This is a genomic window from Gymnodinialimonas ceratoperidinii (assembly GCF_019297855.1).
In the GTDB taxonomy this organism is placed as follows: Bacteria; Pseudomonadota; Alphaproteobacteria; order Rhodobacterales; family Rhodobacteraceae; genus Gymnodinialimonas; species Gymnodinialimonas ceratoperidinii.
Genome location: NZ_CP079194.1, coordinates 3,183,297 through 3,198,060 on the forward strand (window position 1 = coordinate 3,183,297; position 14,764 = coordinate 3,198,060).

At 62.9% G+C, this 14,764-nt stretch carries 16 protein-coding genes; 15 read left to right on the forward strand and 1 reads right to left on the reverse strand.

What is annotated here, in order from left to right; all coding sequences use genetic code 11:
- The first annotated feature begins 59 nt into the window (after positions 1-59).
- Genes KYE46_RS15445 through KYE46_RS15460 form a run of 4 tightly spaced genes read left to right on the forward strand, consistent with a single transcriptional unit; the run spans position 60 to position 2,951 of the window.
- Entirely contained in the window at positions 60-1,124 is a 1,065-nt protein-coding gene (locus tag KYE46_RS15445; protein WP_219001784.1) for a GSCFA domain-containing protein, read from the forward strand.
- On the forward strand, positions 1,121-1,903 hold the full coding sequence (locus KYE46_RS15450) for a hypothetical protein (protein ID WP_219001785.1): 783 nt from the start codon (positions 1,121-1,123) through the stop codon (positions 1,901-1,903). Before KYE46_RS15445 ends, KYE46_RS15450 begins: the two co-directional genes overlap by 4 nt.
- 33 nt (positions 1,904-1,936) lie before the next feature.
- Positions 1,937-2,560 (forward strand): 3-oxoacid CoA-transferase subunit B, encoded by a 624-nt coding sequence (locus KYE46_RS15455; protein ID WP_219001787.1) that lies wholly within the window; start codon positions 1,937-1,939, stop codon positions 2,558-2,560.
- Positions 2,553-2,951, forward strand: a complete 399-nt coding sequence (locus KYE46_RS15460) for an acyl-CoA thioesterase (protein ID WP_247716855.1) — start codon at positions 2,553-2,555, stop codon at positions 2,949-2,951. The genes KYE46_RS15455 and KYE46_RS15460 overlap by 8 nt, the downstream gene beginning before the upstream one ends.
- On the opposite strand, the gene KYE46_RS15465 is transcribed toward KYE46_RS15460, so the two are convergent.
- Positions 2,948-3,703: a lytic transglycosylase domain-containing protein gene (locus tag KYE46_RS15465; protein WP_247716856.1), complete on the reverse strand. Its 756-nt coding sequence runs from the start codon at positions 3,701-3,703 to the stop codon at positions 2,948-2,950. The two genes, KYE46_RS15460 and KYE46_RS15465, sit on opposite strands and share 4 nt — an antisense overlap.
- Positions 3,704-4,007: 304 nt before the next feature.
- Between KYE46_RS15465 and KYE46_RS15470 the strand changes: the two genes are divergently transcribed.
- The 11 genes from KYE46_RS15470 to KYE46_RS15520 all read left to right on the forward strand — a co-directional run bounded on the left by KYE46_RS15470 (position 4,008) and on the right by KYE46_RS15520 (position 14,753).
- Positions 4,008-4,229, forward strand: a complete 222-nt coding sequence (locus tag KYE46_RS15470; RefSeq protein ID WP_219001792.1) for a Flp family type IVb pilin — start codon at positions 4,008-4,010, stop codon at positions 4,227-4,229.
- Positions 4,230-4,623: 394 nt separating this feature from the next.
- Positions 4,624-4,848, forward strand: a complete 225-nt coding sequence (locus KYE46_RS15475) for a hypothetical protein (protein ID WP_219001794.1) — start codon at positions 4,624-4,626, stop codon at positions 4,846-4,848.
- A 199-nt stretch (positions 4,849-5,047) separates the two neighbouring features.
- A complete protein-coding gene (gene cpaB / locus KYE46_RS15480) occupies positions 5,048-5,872 on the forward strand; it encodes a Flp pilus assembly protein CpaB (RefSeq protein WP_219001796.1) in 825 nt (274 codons plus the stop codon).
- A gap of 211 nt (positions 5,873-6,083) precedes the next feature.
- A complete protein-coding gene (locus tag KYE46_RS15485) occupies positions 6,084-7,481 on the forward strand; it encodes a type II and III secretion system protein family protein (protein ID WP_219001798.1) in 1,398 nt (465 codons plus the stop codon).
- A gap of 13 nt (positions 7,482-7,494) precedes the next feature.
- The gene (locus KYE46_RS15490; protein ID WP_219001800.1) at positions 7,495-8,133 is read left to right on the forward strand and encodes an OmpA family protein; all 639 of its coding nucleotides are present in this window, start codon (positions 7,495-7,497) and stop codon (positions 8,131-8,133) included.
- Positions 8,134-8,515: 382 nt separating this feature from the next.
- On the forward strand, positions 8,516-9,682 hold the full coding sequence (locus KYE46_RS15495) for a CpaE/TadZ family protein (RefSeq protein ID WP_346345207.1): 1,167 nt from the start codon (positions 8,516-8,518) through the stop codon (positions 9,680-9,682).
- 3 nt (positions 9,683-9,685) lie between these two features.
- Positions 9,686-11,164 carry a TadA family conjugal transfer-associated ATPase gene (locus KYE46_RS15500; protein WP_219001805.1) on the forward strand — a complete coding sequence of 493 codons (1,479 nt, stop codon included), beginning with the start codon at positions 9,686-9,688 and terminating at the stop codon, positions 11,162-11,164.
- A 26-nt stretch (positions 11,165-11,190) separates the two neighbouring features.
- Positions 11,191-12,159: a type II secretion system F family protein gene (locus KYE46_RS15505; RefSeq protein WP_219001806.1), complete on the forward strand. Its 969-nt coding sequence runs from the start codon at positions 11,191-11,193 to the stop codon at positions 12,157-12,159.
- A 48-nt stretch (positions 12,160-12,207) separates the two neighbouring features.
- Complete coding sequence (locus tag KYE46_RS15510) at positions 12,208-13,182, forward strand: type II secretion system F family protein (RefSeq protein WP_219001808.1); 975 nt, start codon at positions 12,208-12,210, stop codon at positions 13,180-13,182.
- An 87-nt stretch (positions 13,183-13,269) separates the two neighbouring features.
- Positions 13,270-13,848 (forward strand): tetratricopeptide repeat protein, encoded by a 579-nt coding sequence (locus tag KYE46_RS15515; protein WP_219001811.1) that lies wholly within the window; start codon positions 13,270-13,272, stop codon positions 13,846-13,848.
- 62 nt (positions 13,849-13,910) lie between these two features.
- Positions 13,911-14,753 (forward strand): tetratricopeptide repeat protein, encoded by an 843-nt coding sequence (locus KYE46_RS15520; protein ID WP_219001813.1) that lies wholly within the window; start codon positions 13,911-13,913, stop codon positions 14,751-14,753.
- Positions 14,754-14,764 lie beyond the last annotated feature (11 nt).

Consider the following 14,764-nt stretch of genomic DNA (forward strand, 5'->3'; position numbering starts at 1 on the left):
ACAGAACGGCGCGGCTGGCTCTTTGCGACACGACGCCCTTGCCATGGCGGGACGCCCTGATGCCGCCCCCCTCCCCCTACCGCGGCCTGCCTGCCCGTGCCTTCTGGCGCGGTGCCGTGGCAGGCGCGTCGCCGTTTCCGACGGATATCTATCGACCGAAGTTTGCCGTCACCCGGGACACCAAGGTTTTCACCGCCGGCTCCTGCTTTGCGCAGCATGTCGGCGCGGCGATGAAGGCGGCGGGCATCGGTGTCATTGACGCGGAACCCGCACGGCGCGGCATGACGCCCGAGACGGCAAAGCGCTTCGGCTACGGGGTCTATTCCGCGCGTTTCGGCAACCTCTACACGGTCAGACAATTTCGCCAGTTGGTCGCAGAGATGAACGGCGCGCAACCTGCCTTGCCCGTGTGGGAGAGAGACGGCCGGTTCTGGGACGCGCTGCGTCCGGGGGTGGAGCCCGAGGGTCTGGCCACGCCGGAACTTGTCGCGGAGATGCGCGCGCAGCACCTCTCGGCCCTCGCCCGCGCGCTGCAGGAGGCCGAGGTGATCGTCTTCACCCTCGGCCTGACGGAGGCGTGGGAGCATCGGCAATCCGGCACCGTCTATCCGACCGCGCCCGGCACCATCGCTGGCAGCTACGATCCGGAGGTCTTCCGCTTCGTGAACTACGGCGTGGCGGACATCGTGGAGGATTTCACCGCGTTGGAGACCTCCCTCGCGTCGATCAATCCGGACCTCAAATGGCTACTCACCGTCTCGCCCGTGCCACTGGCCGCCACCGCGAAGGAGGATCATGTGCTGGCTGCCACGACGCGCTCAAAAGCCACGCTGCGCGTCGTTTGCGACATGCTGGCCGAGAGCAGCCCGCGTATCGACTATTTCCCCAGTTACGAGCTGGTGACTTCGCCCGCGCATCCTCGCAGCCCCTTCGCCGAAGACCTGCGCTCGGTCCGGCCGGAGATCGTGGCGCAAATCATGCAGACGTTTCTTGCGGCTCACGGCCTTGGTGGTGCGCCGGACGCAGCGGCTTCGCCAAACCCCACGAACCCGAGCACAGAATCGGAGAGTGACGCGGTCTGCGAAGACATCCTGCTCGACGCTTTCGCGCCGGATCGCCCATGACCGCGCAAGAGGACATCAACGTCGCCGTGATCGGCACATCCAACATCGGCGCGGTGAAATATGCCCAGACCCGCATCGAGGCGGCCTATCCTCAGCTTGCCGTCACTTGCTATGGCTTGCCCGGCGGCAAGTTCGACGGCGCGCAGCTGATAGACAATCACTTCGGGCCTGACCGCGCAGATACTGCCGCGATGAAGCTCGCCCGACGCATCAACGGGGCGCCGACGCTCGATCTTTCGCGGTTTGCCCATATCCTCGTGATCGGCGACACCCTCGGCCTCCCCGCGACGCTTTGGACCGCGCTGTCCTACGACATTGCCGATTGGTCCACGCGCACCGGGCGGGACCTTCTGTCCCTCCCCGCCCTGCAAGCCACTGCGGAAGAGGCGATTGCCGCCCGCGCCGATCACCTGCGCGCGCAGTTCGGCACGTTCGAGCTTCACGTGGCCCACGCCCCCTACCCGACGACGGCGGTGGTCCCGAAAGGGGTGCACCACCAGCAGCCCTACGCCGCCATGGCGACCTATCCCCATGCGGCCGCGCTCCAGACGCTTCATCGGCACGCCCTGACCCTCGCGCTCGCGGATCGCGGCATGACGCTCATCCCGCAACCGGACGAGACCATCGCACAACCGTTCCTCACCAAGGAGCCCTACGGCCATGGGTCGATGGACTTCCGCAATCAGGACAATCTGCTCAACGACCACCGCCACATGAACGCCGATTTCGGCGCTTCGCTTTTCAACGCCTTTGCGATAGCAATCGGCGCAGCACCTTAACCCGCCCTGCACCTTATACGGAGGAGACACCCTATGTGGGACCGCAACCAGATGGCCGCCCGCGCGGCACAGGAACTTCAAGACGGCTGGTATGTGAACCTCGGCATCGGCATCCCGACGCTGGTCTCCAACTATATTCCCGAGGGCATCGAAGTGACGTTGCAATCGGAAAACGGAATGCTCGGCATGGGCCCCTTCCCCATCGAGGGTGAGGAAGACGCCGACCTGATCAACGCCGGCAAGCAGACCATCACCGAGCTGCCGCACACCTCTTACTTCGACAGCTCGCAGAGCTTCGGGATGATCCGCGGCGGCAAGATCGCCATGGCGATCCTGGGCGCGATGGAAGTTGCCGAGAACGGCGACCTCGCCAACTGGATGATCCCCGGCAAGCTGGTGAAAGGCATGGGCGGCGCGATGGACCTCGTGGCGGGTGTCGGCCGCGTTGTCGTGGTGATGGACCACACCAACAAGCACGGCGACAGCAAGGTGCTGAAGGAATGCACCCTGCCGCTGACCGGCAAGGGCGTGGTGGATCGGATCATCACCAACCTCGGCGTGCTGGACGTGGTCGAGGGCGGTCTGAAGATCGTCGAGACGGCCGAAGGTGTCACCGAAGACGAGCTGCGCGCCGCCACGCAAGCCAAAATTGTCTGAGCCGCGGGAACCCGAAGGCACGCTCACCCTCCAGACCGTTCCGATGCCCGGCGACACCAATGCCGGCGGAGACGTGTTTGGCGGATGGGTGGTGAGCCAGATGGACATCGCCGCCGGCACCACGGCCATTGACCGCGCGCAGGGGCGCTGCGCCACGGTCGCGATCGAGGCGCTGCGCTTCCACGCGCCGGTTCTGGTGGGGGATCTTTTCTCGGTCTACACCCGGATCACGGCAACGGGCCGCACGTCCATGACGATGCATGTGGAAGCCTGGGTGCGTCGCCAGCGGACCAGCGAGTATATCCTCGTGACCGAGGGCACGTTCACCTTCGTGGCCATCGCAAGCTCGGGCGTGACCCGCCCCTTGCCCGACGCGCCAGTGGCCGTTTAGTTCATCATCTGGAACACGCAGCCGTCCGACACCAGCTCGGGCGGCGTGTTGCACAGCCCCCGCGCCATGCCCCAAGCCGCGAGCACGCGCGGCACGTAGGTGCGTGTCTCATCATATTCCGGCACGCCGCCCGCCCGCGTCACCGCCCCCTCGCCCGCATTATATGCGGCCAGCACGAGGATCGGGTCGCGGTCGAACTCCTCCATCAGCCAATCGAGGTAGGCCACGCCGCCCGCGATGTTCTGCGCCGGGTCCATGGCGTCCGCGACACCAAACCGCTCGGCTGTCGCCGGGATCAATTGCATCAAGCCCTGCGCCCCTGCGCCGCTGATGGCGTCCGAGCGCCCGGCGCTTTCGGCTGCGATCACCGCCAGCGCGAAAGCCGGAGAGACCTGCGTTCCGATCGTCGCCGCGAGGATTTCCCGTCCATGGCGGGCGGCGATCTGGCTGACGGTGTCCAGACGCGGCGCCCCAAGGCCCCCGATCTCCGGCGCGCGGGATAGTAGATCCAGCGCCGCCCAGAAGCGCGCCGGGTCCGCTGGCATATGGCTCGGCACTTCGGCCCAGAACCACGACGAGGCCCCGTCCGGCGTCGGTAGCGCCACGGGGGTCACAGCCTCGGGCAGGGGCGTCACGTCGACCGGCGCGGCTTGCCGGGCCATGTCTTCTTCGGTGATCTGAATGGTGATGCGCGGCCCGGTTTGCCCGGCCTCAGGCGCACGGACAAAGCGAATACTGCTCTCTTGGGCCATGGCTGAACTGCCTGACAGAACCGCAAAAGCGGTCGCTACTAATATGCGATTGACCATGGTCCACCTGTGAAACTGCTCTTGGCGCCTTGTTTTACTGGTTCTTTGCCAGTTGTTGAGCGCCTGTTCCGCGATGATGCCTCAACCCGGCGCCTTAAAACAACCCGGTAGAATTCTCATAAAATTCGCGGGACCGCCCCAATCACGCCCTGATTAACCATCAAACATATCTCATCCCAAGGGCAGCGGCCCACGAATGGGACCGCAACCTAGACTGAACAACTTGAATTTAAAAACGGAGACTACCATGACCAACTTCATCAAAAACTTCGCAGCAGACGAATCCGGCGCCGTGACTGTTGACTGGGTCGTTCTGACCGCCGCTCTCGTCGGCCTGGGCCTCGCAGTGATGGCCGTTGTTTCCGGCGGCGTTGAGAACCTCTCGACCGATATCGCTCAGGGTCTGGCCGACACCGATCCGCTGACCGACCCCTTCGACGGCAACGACACGTTCACCGACAGCGAGTAACTCTCTCATGGCCCGCCCCGGCTAAACCCGGGGTGGCCCGTTCTCGGCGAGGTTTGATCCTCGACGAAGCACCTTCACGCTTTCGCGTGAAGACGGTAACCGCCGCATCCCCCCAGGGTGCGGCGGTTCTCTTTTTGCTCCGGTTATACGCAGAAGTTCACGTCTAGCCTCTGGTGACGCAGGCTCTTGCCGCCATCCTTGCTCTTAGCCGACTCGGCAAAATTTGAAACAACGCTTCCCGAAACGGGCGGTGGTCGACGTGACCGTGCCACAATCTTGCCCCCCGTGATCCGCCATTCCTTCCCTGCGCTTCATCAAGCAGCGCCGGTGCAGAACGCGCCTCGATCTATCCAGGATCAGTTTCATTCTCACTGACGAAAAGGGAGTTCCTCTAATGGCTCTGTCGCACATCAACACCTTTCTCTCCAACGAATCCGGCGCCGTCACGGTGGACTGGGTTGTTCTGACCGCCGCACTCGTCGGCCTCGGCCTCGCCGTCATGTCCGTCGTTTCCGGAGGTGTCGAAAACCTCTCCACCGATATCGGCCAAGGCCTCACCGACACCGATCCGCTGACCGATCCCTTCGTCGGCAATACGACCTTCACCGAATCGGAATAATGCACCTCCCACGGCCTCGGGCGCCCTTCGTGGCAGCCCGGGGTCGCCGGGTTTCGGCTGATCGCGGAGATGGCCGCGCCATCGTCATATCTTGGCAGGACCATCATTTCGCCCGAATTCTCCGCAACAAACACCGGGTGTAGCCAGCTTTGTTGCTGGGAATGACCCTGGCACGGGCAACAAATACGAGGTGGGCAGCATGCGTATCGTTTTCATTCTGGTCTTGGCCGTCGGCGTTGGCTTGGCGGGTTTCGCCGTCTCCATCGCCAAGGACCGCTTTGATCAATATCAGACGGCGTTGGCTGAACAGCGCAACGCCATTATCCCCACGGTCGACGTCGTCGTCGTGAACCGGCAGCTCCGCTATGGTGAGCGTCTGACACCGCAGGACGTTCAGGTCATTCGCTGGCCTGCTGATCATGTGCCTTTCGGGTCCTTCAACTCGATGGAAGATCTCTTTCCAGAGGACGAGGAAGGCGCGCGCACCGTCATCCGCATGATGGAGCAACATGAGCCGATCCTGCTGGCCAAGGTCACGGCCCCCGGCGAAGACGCAGGCGTCGCCTCGCGGCTCGAAACCGGGATGCGCGCCATTGCCCTGCGCGTGGACGTGAGTTCCGGCGTATCCGGCTTCCTGCGCCCCGGCGACCGTGTCGACGTCTACTGGACCGGCCCCGGCCGCGGCGGCGAAACCGTGACGCGCCTGATCCGGGCCAATGTGCAATTGATCGCGATCGACCAGATCGCCGACGAACAGCGCAACAGCCCGACCATTGCGCGCACCATCACCGTAACGGCGCGTCCCGAGGATGTTGCGGCCCTCACCCAGGCCCAGGGCTCCGGCTCCCTGACGCTCGCGCTGGTCGGCGTGAACGACATGACCGAGCAGGGCGAAGTCGAAGTATCGACCTCATCGCTTCTGGGCGAGGTGGAGGAAGTCGCGTCTGAAGGCCCGCGTGTCTGCACTGTTCGCAACCGTCGCGGGGCTGAAGTGGTCATCACGCAAGTGCCCTGCGTGAACTGATATCCACAGGCTTACTCACAACTCAACGGCGCCCCGGTACCAACCGCGGGCGCCGTTTGCTTGTGTAAAACTTGGCTACCGTTGTCGATATGGCACATTAACAACAGCCCCCAATTGCATGATTCTTGCGTGAAAAGAGGAATTGAGGCATGGTTCGCCAAAGGGCGGCCATTAGGACAACGCCTTAACCGTGGCATAGAGGCAGGTCACAATGAACATTACCGGTATATTGCGCGCGTGCCTGCTTGGTGCCGCAACACTTCTTATTCAACCGATTTTACCCGCGCAGGCCCAAGGTCTTCGTGTCGTCGAGGGACAGAGCACGGGAACGCTTCGTGTCCCGATGAACCGAGCCGTGGTGGTCGAGGCCGAGATGCTCTTCGCAGAGCTCTCCGTCGCCAACCCCGCCATCGCAGATATCGCGACCTTGTCGGAGCGCTCCATCTACGTTCTCGGACGCGCGCCCGGCCGGACAACGATGACCCTGCTTGGCGCCGATGGATCGCTCATCGCCAACGTGGAGATCCAAGTGGTCCCGGACGTCGCCGAATTGCGCGAGCGTCTGCGAGAGATCCTTCCCCACGACGCTGTCGAGGTTCGCACGGCCAATGATGGCATCGTGTTGTCTGGTACTGTCGGCTCCTCTTTCGCGGTGGACCGCGCTATGGAACTCGCCGAGCGCTACGCGCCGGGTCGGGTTTCCAACCTGATGATGGTGGGCGGGCAGCAACAGGTGATGTTGCAGGTCCGTTTTGCCGAAATGCAGCGCACCGTCCGGCAGGAACTCTCGGCCTCCCTCGGCATCGGCAGCTCCGGCTCGGACTTCGGCGCCACCTTCGGCAGCGGCAGTGCCAACGGCCCGGCAACCTATGGCAGCGGCGATATCGCGAGCGGCCTTGCGGGACGCACCGGCGGGCTCGGCGTCAGCTTCTCGGCCGGTGGCTTGCAACTGTCGGTTCTTCTGGAAGCCCTTGAATCCAATGGACTTGTTCGCACTCTGGCCGAACCGAACCTGACCGCCCTCACCGGCGCGACGGCGTCGTTCCTTGCCGGTGGCGAATATCCCGTTCCCACGGAATCCGAATCCGGTGGCACGACCGTAGAGTTCAAGCCCTTCGGCGTGCAGCTCTCCTTCACCCCCACCGTCATCACCGACGGGATCATCAACCTCTCCCTCAACGCGGAGATCTCCTCGATCGGCGAGATCATCTCGAACGGCGTGCCCTCGGTGAATACCCGCTCGGCCGCCACCACGGTCGAGATGCGCGACGGCGACAGCTTCGCAATTGCGGGCCTGTTGCAGGACGACTTCCGCAGCTCCGTGGGAGAAGTGCCGTGGCTCGGCGATCTGCCGGTCCTCGGCCCGTTGTTCCGCTCTTCCTCCTACCAACGCTCGCAGTCGGAGCTGGTCATCATCGTGACCGCCCATCTGGTGAGCCCGGTCAACGGCGAGGCCCTCGCCCTGCCAACGGACCGCGTGCGCATCCCGACCGAGAGCGAGTTGTTCTTCGGCGGGCACGTCGTGGGCCGTGGCCCTGCCCCCGGAACTGCTGCCGGAGAAGTCGCTCAACAGGACTTCTCGGGCTCCTACGGCTACGTGTTGGATTGAGAGGGACGCGACCATGACACATCAACGCCACTCCCGTCGTGCTGTCCTTGCAAGCATGGGCTCCACACTGGCTCTGACCGCTTGCGGTTCGGTCACCGTGGAAACCGGACGCCCCCTTGGCGCGCATCTGGACGCCAACGGCACCTTCGGGCAACCGACACGCAACAACATCGGTGTGCATAACGGCGACATCCAATGGGCCGCGATCCTGGGGGAGCGGTTTGCGAATACCGTGCCTACCACGATCAACTTCGCCTTCAACTCGGCAGAGCTGGACGCGACCGCTCGCGCGATCCTGATGCAGCAGGCCGCCTTCATCCGGAACTTCCCGGAAGTCCGTTTCTCGGTCTACGGCCATACGGACGCGGTCGGCTCCAACGCCTACAACCGCCGTCTCGGTCGCCGCCGCGCACAGGCCGCAGTGCATTTCCTGACCAGCCAAGGCATCAGCCGCCATCGCCTCGCTGCGCTCGTCTCCTTTGGCGAGACCCAACCGGTCGTCGCCACGCAGGACGAGGAACGGCGCAACCGCCGGACAGTTACCGAGGTTTCGGGCTTCCTCGAGAATGATCCGCTGGTTCTGGATGGTCGCTACGCGGAGATCATCTACCGCAGCTACCGCTCGGGTGGTGGCGACAACTCGGCGGATTAAACGCCGCCTCACATGGTAAAACGCTTGAGAAACCGCGCCAGGCCTGCCGCTTGGCGCGGTTCTTCATTTGGCGACAAACCATTCAAAGCCGGCGAATTGTAAACGTATTCCCTCATTTGCGTCCCATTCCTGCCGCTTTCTCAAGTCAGGTTCCTCTTTGAGAAGGTCCCATGTGCGTAGGCTCATGCGGACCTGAGAGAATCGCGGACGGCGTTGTCGAGCAGCTAAAAAACGCGCCGCGCATGGAATGATCCGGGAATTCCGGGCAAGTGTGGGATTTGAGGAAATGAGTAGCGGACTGGCATTACACTCTGAACCGGCGCCGATCGTGGCCTGCACGGTATCAAGCAAAGTACATCACTTTGGCCTCCTGATCGAAGACATGGAAAACGAGCTTGGTGAAGCCTGGGGTGACTTGGGTTTTGACGAAGCACGCGATTTCATCCACGCCCTCGATAACGGCACGCTTGAATTCATCGCTTTGGCTGTCCGTGAAGACGACGAAGCCGACCTAGGACGCATTGGTGAAGTCATCAACGCCGCCCGCTCCAAGGATATCGCAGTCATACTGATCCCCGAGAACCTCTCGACCGCGGGATTGCGCGAGTTGCTGCGCCTTGGAGCCGATGATTTCGTGCCCTACCCCCTTGCGGAAGGCGCGCTGCATGATGCGATCGACAAGATCCGCCGGGCGAAAGCACCGGCCCCTGCCCCGGTGGCAGAGCTGCCCGCAGCACCTCCTACCGTGGCCACGGGCCAAAGGATGGATGGAAACTCGGCCATTTTCGCCGTCCAGAACCTTGCCGGCGGCACCGGGGCGACAACGCTCGCGGTGAACATGGCTTGGGAACTCGCCCACGCCGACAAGAAAAACCCGCCCTCGGTCTGCCTGCTCGATTTCGATCTGCAGCATGGCTCCGTCGCGACCTATCTCGACCTGTCGCGCCGCGATATCGTGCTGGAGCTGTTGCAGGACGCCACGACCATGGACGTCGACGGTTTCAAGCAAGCCCTCGTGACCTACAATGATCGCCTGCCCGTGTTCACCACACCCGCCGAGATCGTCCCGCTCGACCTGATCGGACCGGACGAGGTGAACGCCGTCATCGATCTGGCGTCGCAGTCCTTCGATATCGTCGTGATCGATATGCCCCGCACCATGGTGATGTGGACGGAGACGGTACTGAACCGCGCCGACCTCTATTTCCTGACGCTGGAGTTGGACCTGCGCTCGGCCCAGAACGCGATGCGCTTCATCACCGCCTGCAAGTCCGAGGACCTGCCGATGGAGAAGCTGCACTTTGTGCTCAACCGGGCGCCGGGCATGACCGACCTGAACGGCAAGAACCGGATGAAGAAGATGGCCGATAGCCTCGGCGTGTCGTTCTCCACGCACCTCCCCGAAGGCGGGAAGCCCGTGATGCAGGCAGGCGACAATGGTGAGCCTCTGGCCGAAGCGGCCAAGAAGAACCCGCTGCGCAAGGAAATCATGAAGCTGACGGACGGGCTCTACAAAGCCATGGTCGCCGGTGCGAGCGCGAAGGGGTAAGCCATGTTCTCGAAATACAAGAAGACCGGCAGCGGCAGCAGCGTCGCCCCCCTCGAAAAAGTCGCAAAAGCCTCCAAGGCGCCCGAGCCGGTCGCGGCCCCGGCCGCGGCCCCCGAGGCCGCCGCGCCGAAGATCGCGCGCAAGCCCGGCCCGGTGGCGGCAGTTCCGTCGCCCGAGGCCGCGAGCAATGAAGACAAGGATCAGAAGCGGCGCCTGCGTCTTGATGAAATTAAGACCGAGATGCATCACCGTCTTCTCGACAACCTCAACCTCTCGGCGCTGGAAGGCGCCAAGGAAAACGACCTGCGCGCGGAAATCACCGCCATCACCAGTGAGCAACTGGGCGAGATGGGTGTCGTGCTTAACCGTGAGGATCGCCAGACCCTCAACATCGAGCTTTTCGATGAAGTGACGGGCCTCGGCCCGTTGGAACCGCTTCTGCGCGATGACACCGTTAACGATATTCTGGTGAACGGGCCCAATCGCGTCTTCGTCGAACGCGCGGGCAAGCTGGAACTCAGCCCCGTTCGCTTCAAGGACGAACGCCACCTCCTGCGGATCATCGACAAGATCGTCTCCGCCGTGGGCCGTCGTGTGGACGAGAGCAACCCCTACGTGGACGCCCGCCTCAAGGACGGCTCGCGCTTCAACGCCATGGTGCCGCCGGTGGCCGTGGACGGCTCGCTCGTCTCCATTCGTAAGTTCAAGAAAGAGAAACTGGGCATCGACGACCTGGTGAAATTCGGCGCCTTCTCGGAAGAGATGGCCGCCTATATCCAGGCCGCCGTGGCCTGCCGGCTGAACGTCATCGTCTCGGGCGGTACCGGCTCGGGTAAAACGACGACGCTCAACGCGCTGTCGTCTTTCATCGACAATTCCGAGCGCATCCTGACGATCGAGGATACCGCCGAACTCCAGCTGCAACAGGTCCACGTCGGCCGGATGGAGAGCCGCCCGCCCAACGTTGAAGGCAAGGGCGCGGTCACGCAGCGCGATTGTTTGCGCAACGCCCTGCGGATGCGCCCGGACCGGATCATCGTGGGTGAGACCCGCGGCGAAGAGGTCATCGACATGTTGCAGGCGATGAACACCGGCCACGACGGCTCGATGACGACGATCCACGCCAACAACGCCCGCGACGCCTGTTCGCGCCTTGAAAACATGGTTGCCATGGCCGGGATTGAGATGCCCCTGAAGGCCGTTCGCGCCCAGATCTCGGCGGCTGTGCACCTGATCGTGCAGGCCTCGCGCCTGCAGGACGGCTCGCGTCGCATGGTCTCCATCACCGAGGTGACGGGGATGGAGGGCGAGGTGATCTCGATGCAGGAGGTTTTCCGCTTCCAACGCACCGGGCTTCAGCCTGACGGCAAGATCCTGGGTCACTTCACCGCTTGCGGCGTGCGCTCCCATTATTCCGAACGTTTCCGGCAGTGGGGCTATGATCTGCCCGCGTCGATCTACGAACCCATGGCGGCCCAGTAAGCCCCGAACAGCAAGGACGATCCGAGATGGAACTGTCGATCGAACCCCTCATCTACATTGGCATTTTCGTGGGTGTCATCATGCTGGTGAACGGCGTCTACCTTGCCATCTTCGGCAAATCGATCAGCCTGAACGCCCGCGTGAACCGCCGCCTGACGATGCTGGAAAGTGGCACTTCGCGTGAGGATGTGCTGGAGAAACTCCGCAAGGAAATGAACCAGCACCGGGGTGGTATCTCGCTGCCCTTCTACACGCTGATCGCGGACAAGGCGCAGAAGGCGAATATCGCCTTCACGCCACAGCAATTGATGCTGGTCATGGTCGGCGCCAGCGTGGCGGCCTTCGTCCTGCTGCAGGCGCTGACGACCGCGTCTCTGCCGATCAGCCTGCTTTGCTCGGTCGGGATGGGCGTGGGCGGCGTCTTCTTCTGGGTGAACTCCACCGCCAAGAAACGCATCGCGCTGCTGGAAGAACAGCTGCCCGACGCCGTTGAACTCATGGTCCGCTCGCTGCGGGTGGGTCACCCTTTCGTGTCGTCGATCAACACCGTCAGCCGGGAAATGTCCGACCCGATCGCGTCGGAACTGGGCATCATCGCGGATGAGGCCGCCTATGGCCGCGACGTGGCGGAAAGCATTCGCGCCATGGCCGACCGTCTTGGCATTCAGGATTTGCGCTTCCTCGCCGTCGCCGTGGGTATCCAGCAGACCGCCGGCGGCAACCTGGCCGAGATCCTGCAGGGCCTCGCCAATGTGATCCGCGCGCGCTTCAAGCTGTTTCGCAAGGTGAAAGCCATCACCGCCGAGGCCAAATGGTCCGGCAACTTCCTGTCGGTTTTTCCGATCCTCGCGTTGATCGGCATCAACGTGATGCAGCCCGATTACTACGCCGACGTGATCAACACGCCGATTTTCATTCCCGCCTGCGCAGGCGTGGCCGTGGCCCTGGGCCTCAACATGGTCATCATGCGCATGTTGGTTAACATCAAGGTCTAACCCCCCTGAAAAGCGGGCGACAAACGCCCCAATCAGAAAGAGCAGCCGATGGAATTTTTCCGCAACCTCTTCGCCAAGACAAACGGCTACCTGGTGGATCAGTTGGGCGAACTTGGCCCGCTGATCGCCGTGGGTGGCCTGGGCGTCCTGCTGTGCCTGATCGCCCTGCCGACCCTGCTCAAGCAGCAGAAGGACCCCTACAAGAAACTGCGCCAAGAGCGCGGTGAAGTAGAGAGCGGCAAGAAGAACGGCCTGCGCCTTGGCGGCAAGAACCAGAAACTGGATCGTTTTGCCCAATACCTCGAGCCGCAGGACAAGCAGGAGCTTTCGGCCACGCAGCTGATGATGATCCGGGCTGGCTACCGCTCGAAATCCGCGATCCAGATGTTCAACTTCGCCAAGCTGGCGCTTGGCATCGGCGGCCTGATCCTCGGCACCCTTTACGTGTTGATTTCGGGCGGCGGCGGATCGGCGCAAAGCTCAGTCCTGACGGTGCTGATACCCGGCCTCGTCGGGTACTACGCGCCGAAATACTGGGTGACCAAGCGGATGCAGACCCGCGAAGAGCAGATCAACGCGGGCTTTCCCGACTCGCTCGACTTGATGCTGGTCTGTGTGGAAGCTGGCCAGTCACTCGACCAGGCGATCATCAAGGTGGCCCGCGAGATCAAGCCCTCTTACCCGGCGCTGGCCGAAGAGTTCGAGATCGTCTCCTATGAAATGAAGGCCGGCAAGGACAAGACCAAGGTGCTGCGCGACATGGGCGAACGGGTCGGCATCCAGGACGTGAACTCCTTCATCACCACGCTGATCCAGTCCGCAACTTTCGGTACGTCCGTGGCCGAGGCGCTGCGCGTCTACGCCGATGAAATGCGCGACAAACGCGTGATGCGGGCCGAGGAAAAGGCCAACAAGCTGCCGACGAAACTCACGCTCTTCACCATGATGTTCTGCGTGCCACCGCTTCTGGTGATCCTGATCGGACCGTCGATCTACGGGATCGCCACCGACCTGTCGCGGTAGCTTATTCGCCCAACGCGGGCGTAGCGGAAAAACACTTAGCCAACAGGCGCGGCCGACCCTATGGTGGCGCCTGAGCAGAGGTTACACGTGAGGCTGACAGTGCTTAAGCACGCGCCCCTTTTTTTCCTGATCGTCGCACTCGCTGCGTGCAACGCGACCCCGCGGCTGGATACCGGTGACGACGATGTCTATGCGCCGCCGAGCGTCGGGCCGCTGGACGACAGCCTCGATAACATGATCACGGGCGATCGCCTGATGGAGGCGGGCGAGTATGAGCTGGCGTTGCGGGCCTATTACCGGGCCGGGGTGGAAGACGGGCTCAGCGTTGATGTCATCACCGCGATCGGGGCCGCCAACCTCGCGCTCGGGCGTTTGGGTCAAGCGGAAGAACAATTCCGCGCCGCCTTGCAGCGGCAACAAGATTTTGTGCCCGCTCTCAACAACTTGGGGGCCGTGCTTATCGAACAAGGCGAATATGGGGAGGCGCGGCGCATCCTGGAGCAGGCCTTTGCCCTTGATAGTGGCAGTTCGGAAACGATCCGCGACAACTTGCGCCTCGCGATAGCGCGAATGGAAAATCAAGTGTACACTGGAGAGAACGAGCAAAATCAGCCGGGTCTGATCCGGCGGGGCGGCGGACGCTATGTTCTGCAATCCTCGCTGTAAGTCTCCGGCACCAAGAAATGAAGGCGCGGCAACAGACCTGCGTCCATTGAATGAGGCAGAGCATGATCCGAACCCTCCGGTTATTTCCGGCGGCTGTCGCCGTCGCGGCCGTCGCGGCGTGTAGCAGCACCGACGCCGATGTCGAGCGCGCGCTCGACCCTCTCAACGTCATCGATGAAACCAACCTCGCCGAGATCATGCTCAGCGCTGCGGCCCCGAACGAGGCGGTCGATTACTTCCGGCGCGCTGCGAATGAAGACCCTAGCCGCATCGATCTGCAACGCGGGTTGGCCACCAGCCTTGTGCGGGCGGGACGGGCGGCTGAATCGTTAACGGTTTGGCAAACAGTCATCGCCCATGATGGCGCGATGGACCAGGACCGCGTTGATTATGCCGATGCCTTGATCCGCACCGGTGACTGGACCGGCGCGCAGGCGCAGCTTGATGCCACTCCTCCCACGTTCGAAACCTACGAGCGCTACCGGCTGGAGGCGATGATTGCCGACAGCGAAGAAGATTGGGCCCGCTCCGACAGCTTTTACGAGACCGCCGCCGGCCTCACCACCCGGCCCGCAAACGTCTATAACAACTGGGGCTACTCGCATCTGACGCGCGGCGATTATGCGGGCGCGGAGGAGCTTTTCGTTCGCGCGATCTCCTATGATCCCGAGTTGTTCACGGCGAAAAACAACCTCGTTCTCGCCCGCGCGGCACAGCGCAATTACTCGCTGCCTCTCATCAACATGACCCAGATCGAGCGCGCGCAGCTTCTGCACACCGCAGCCCTTGCCGCGATCCGCCAAGGGGACGTCGATGAAGGCCGCGGCCTCCTGAACGAAGCCATTGATACCCACCCGCAGCACTTTGAAGCTGCCGTTGAGGCGCTTCGCGCGCTCAACGCCTGATTTCGGAGGTT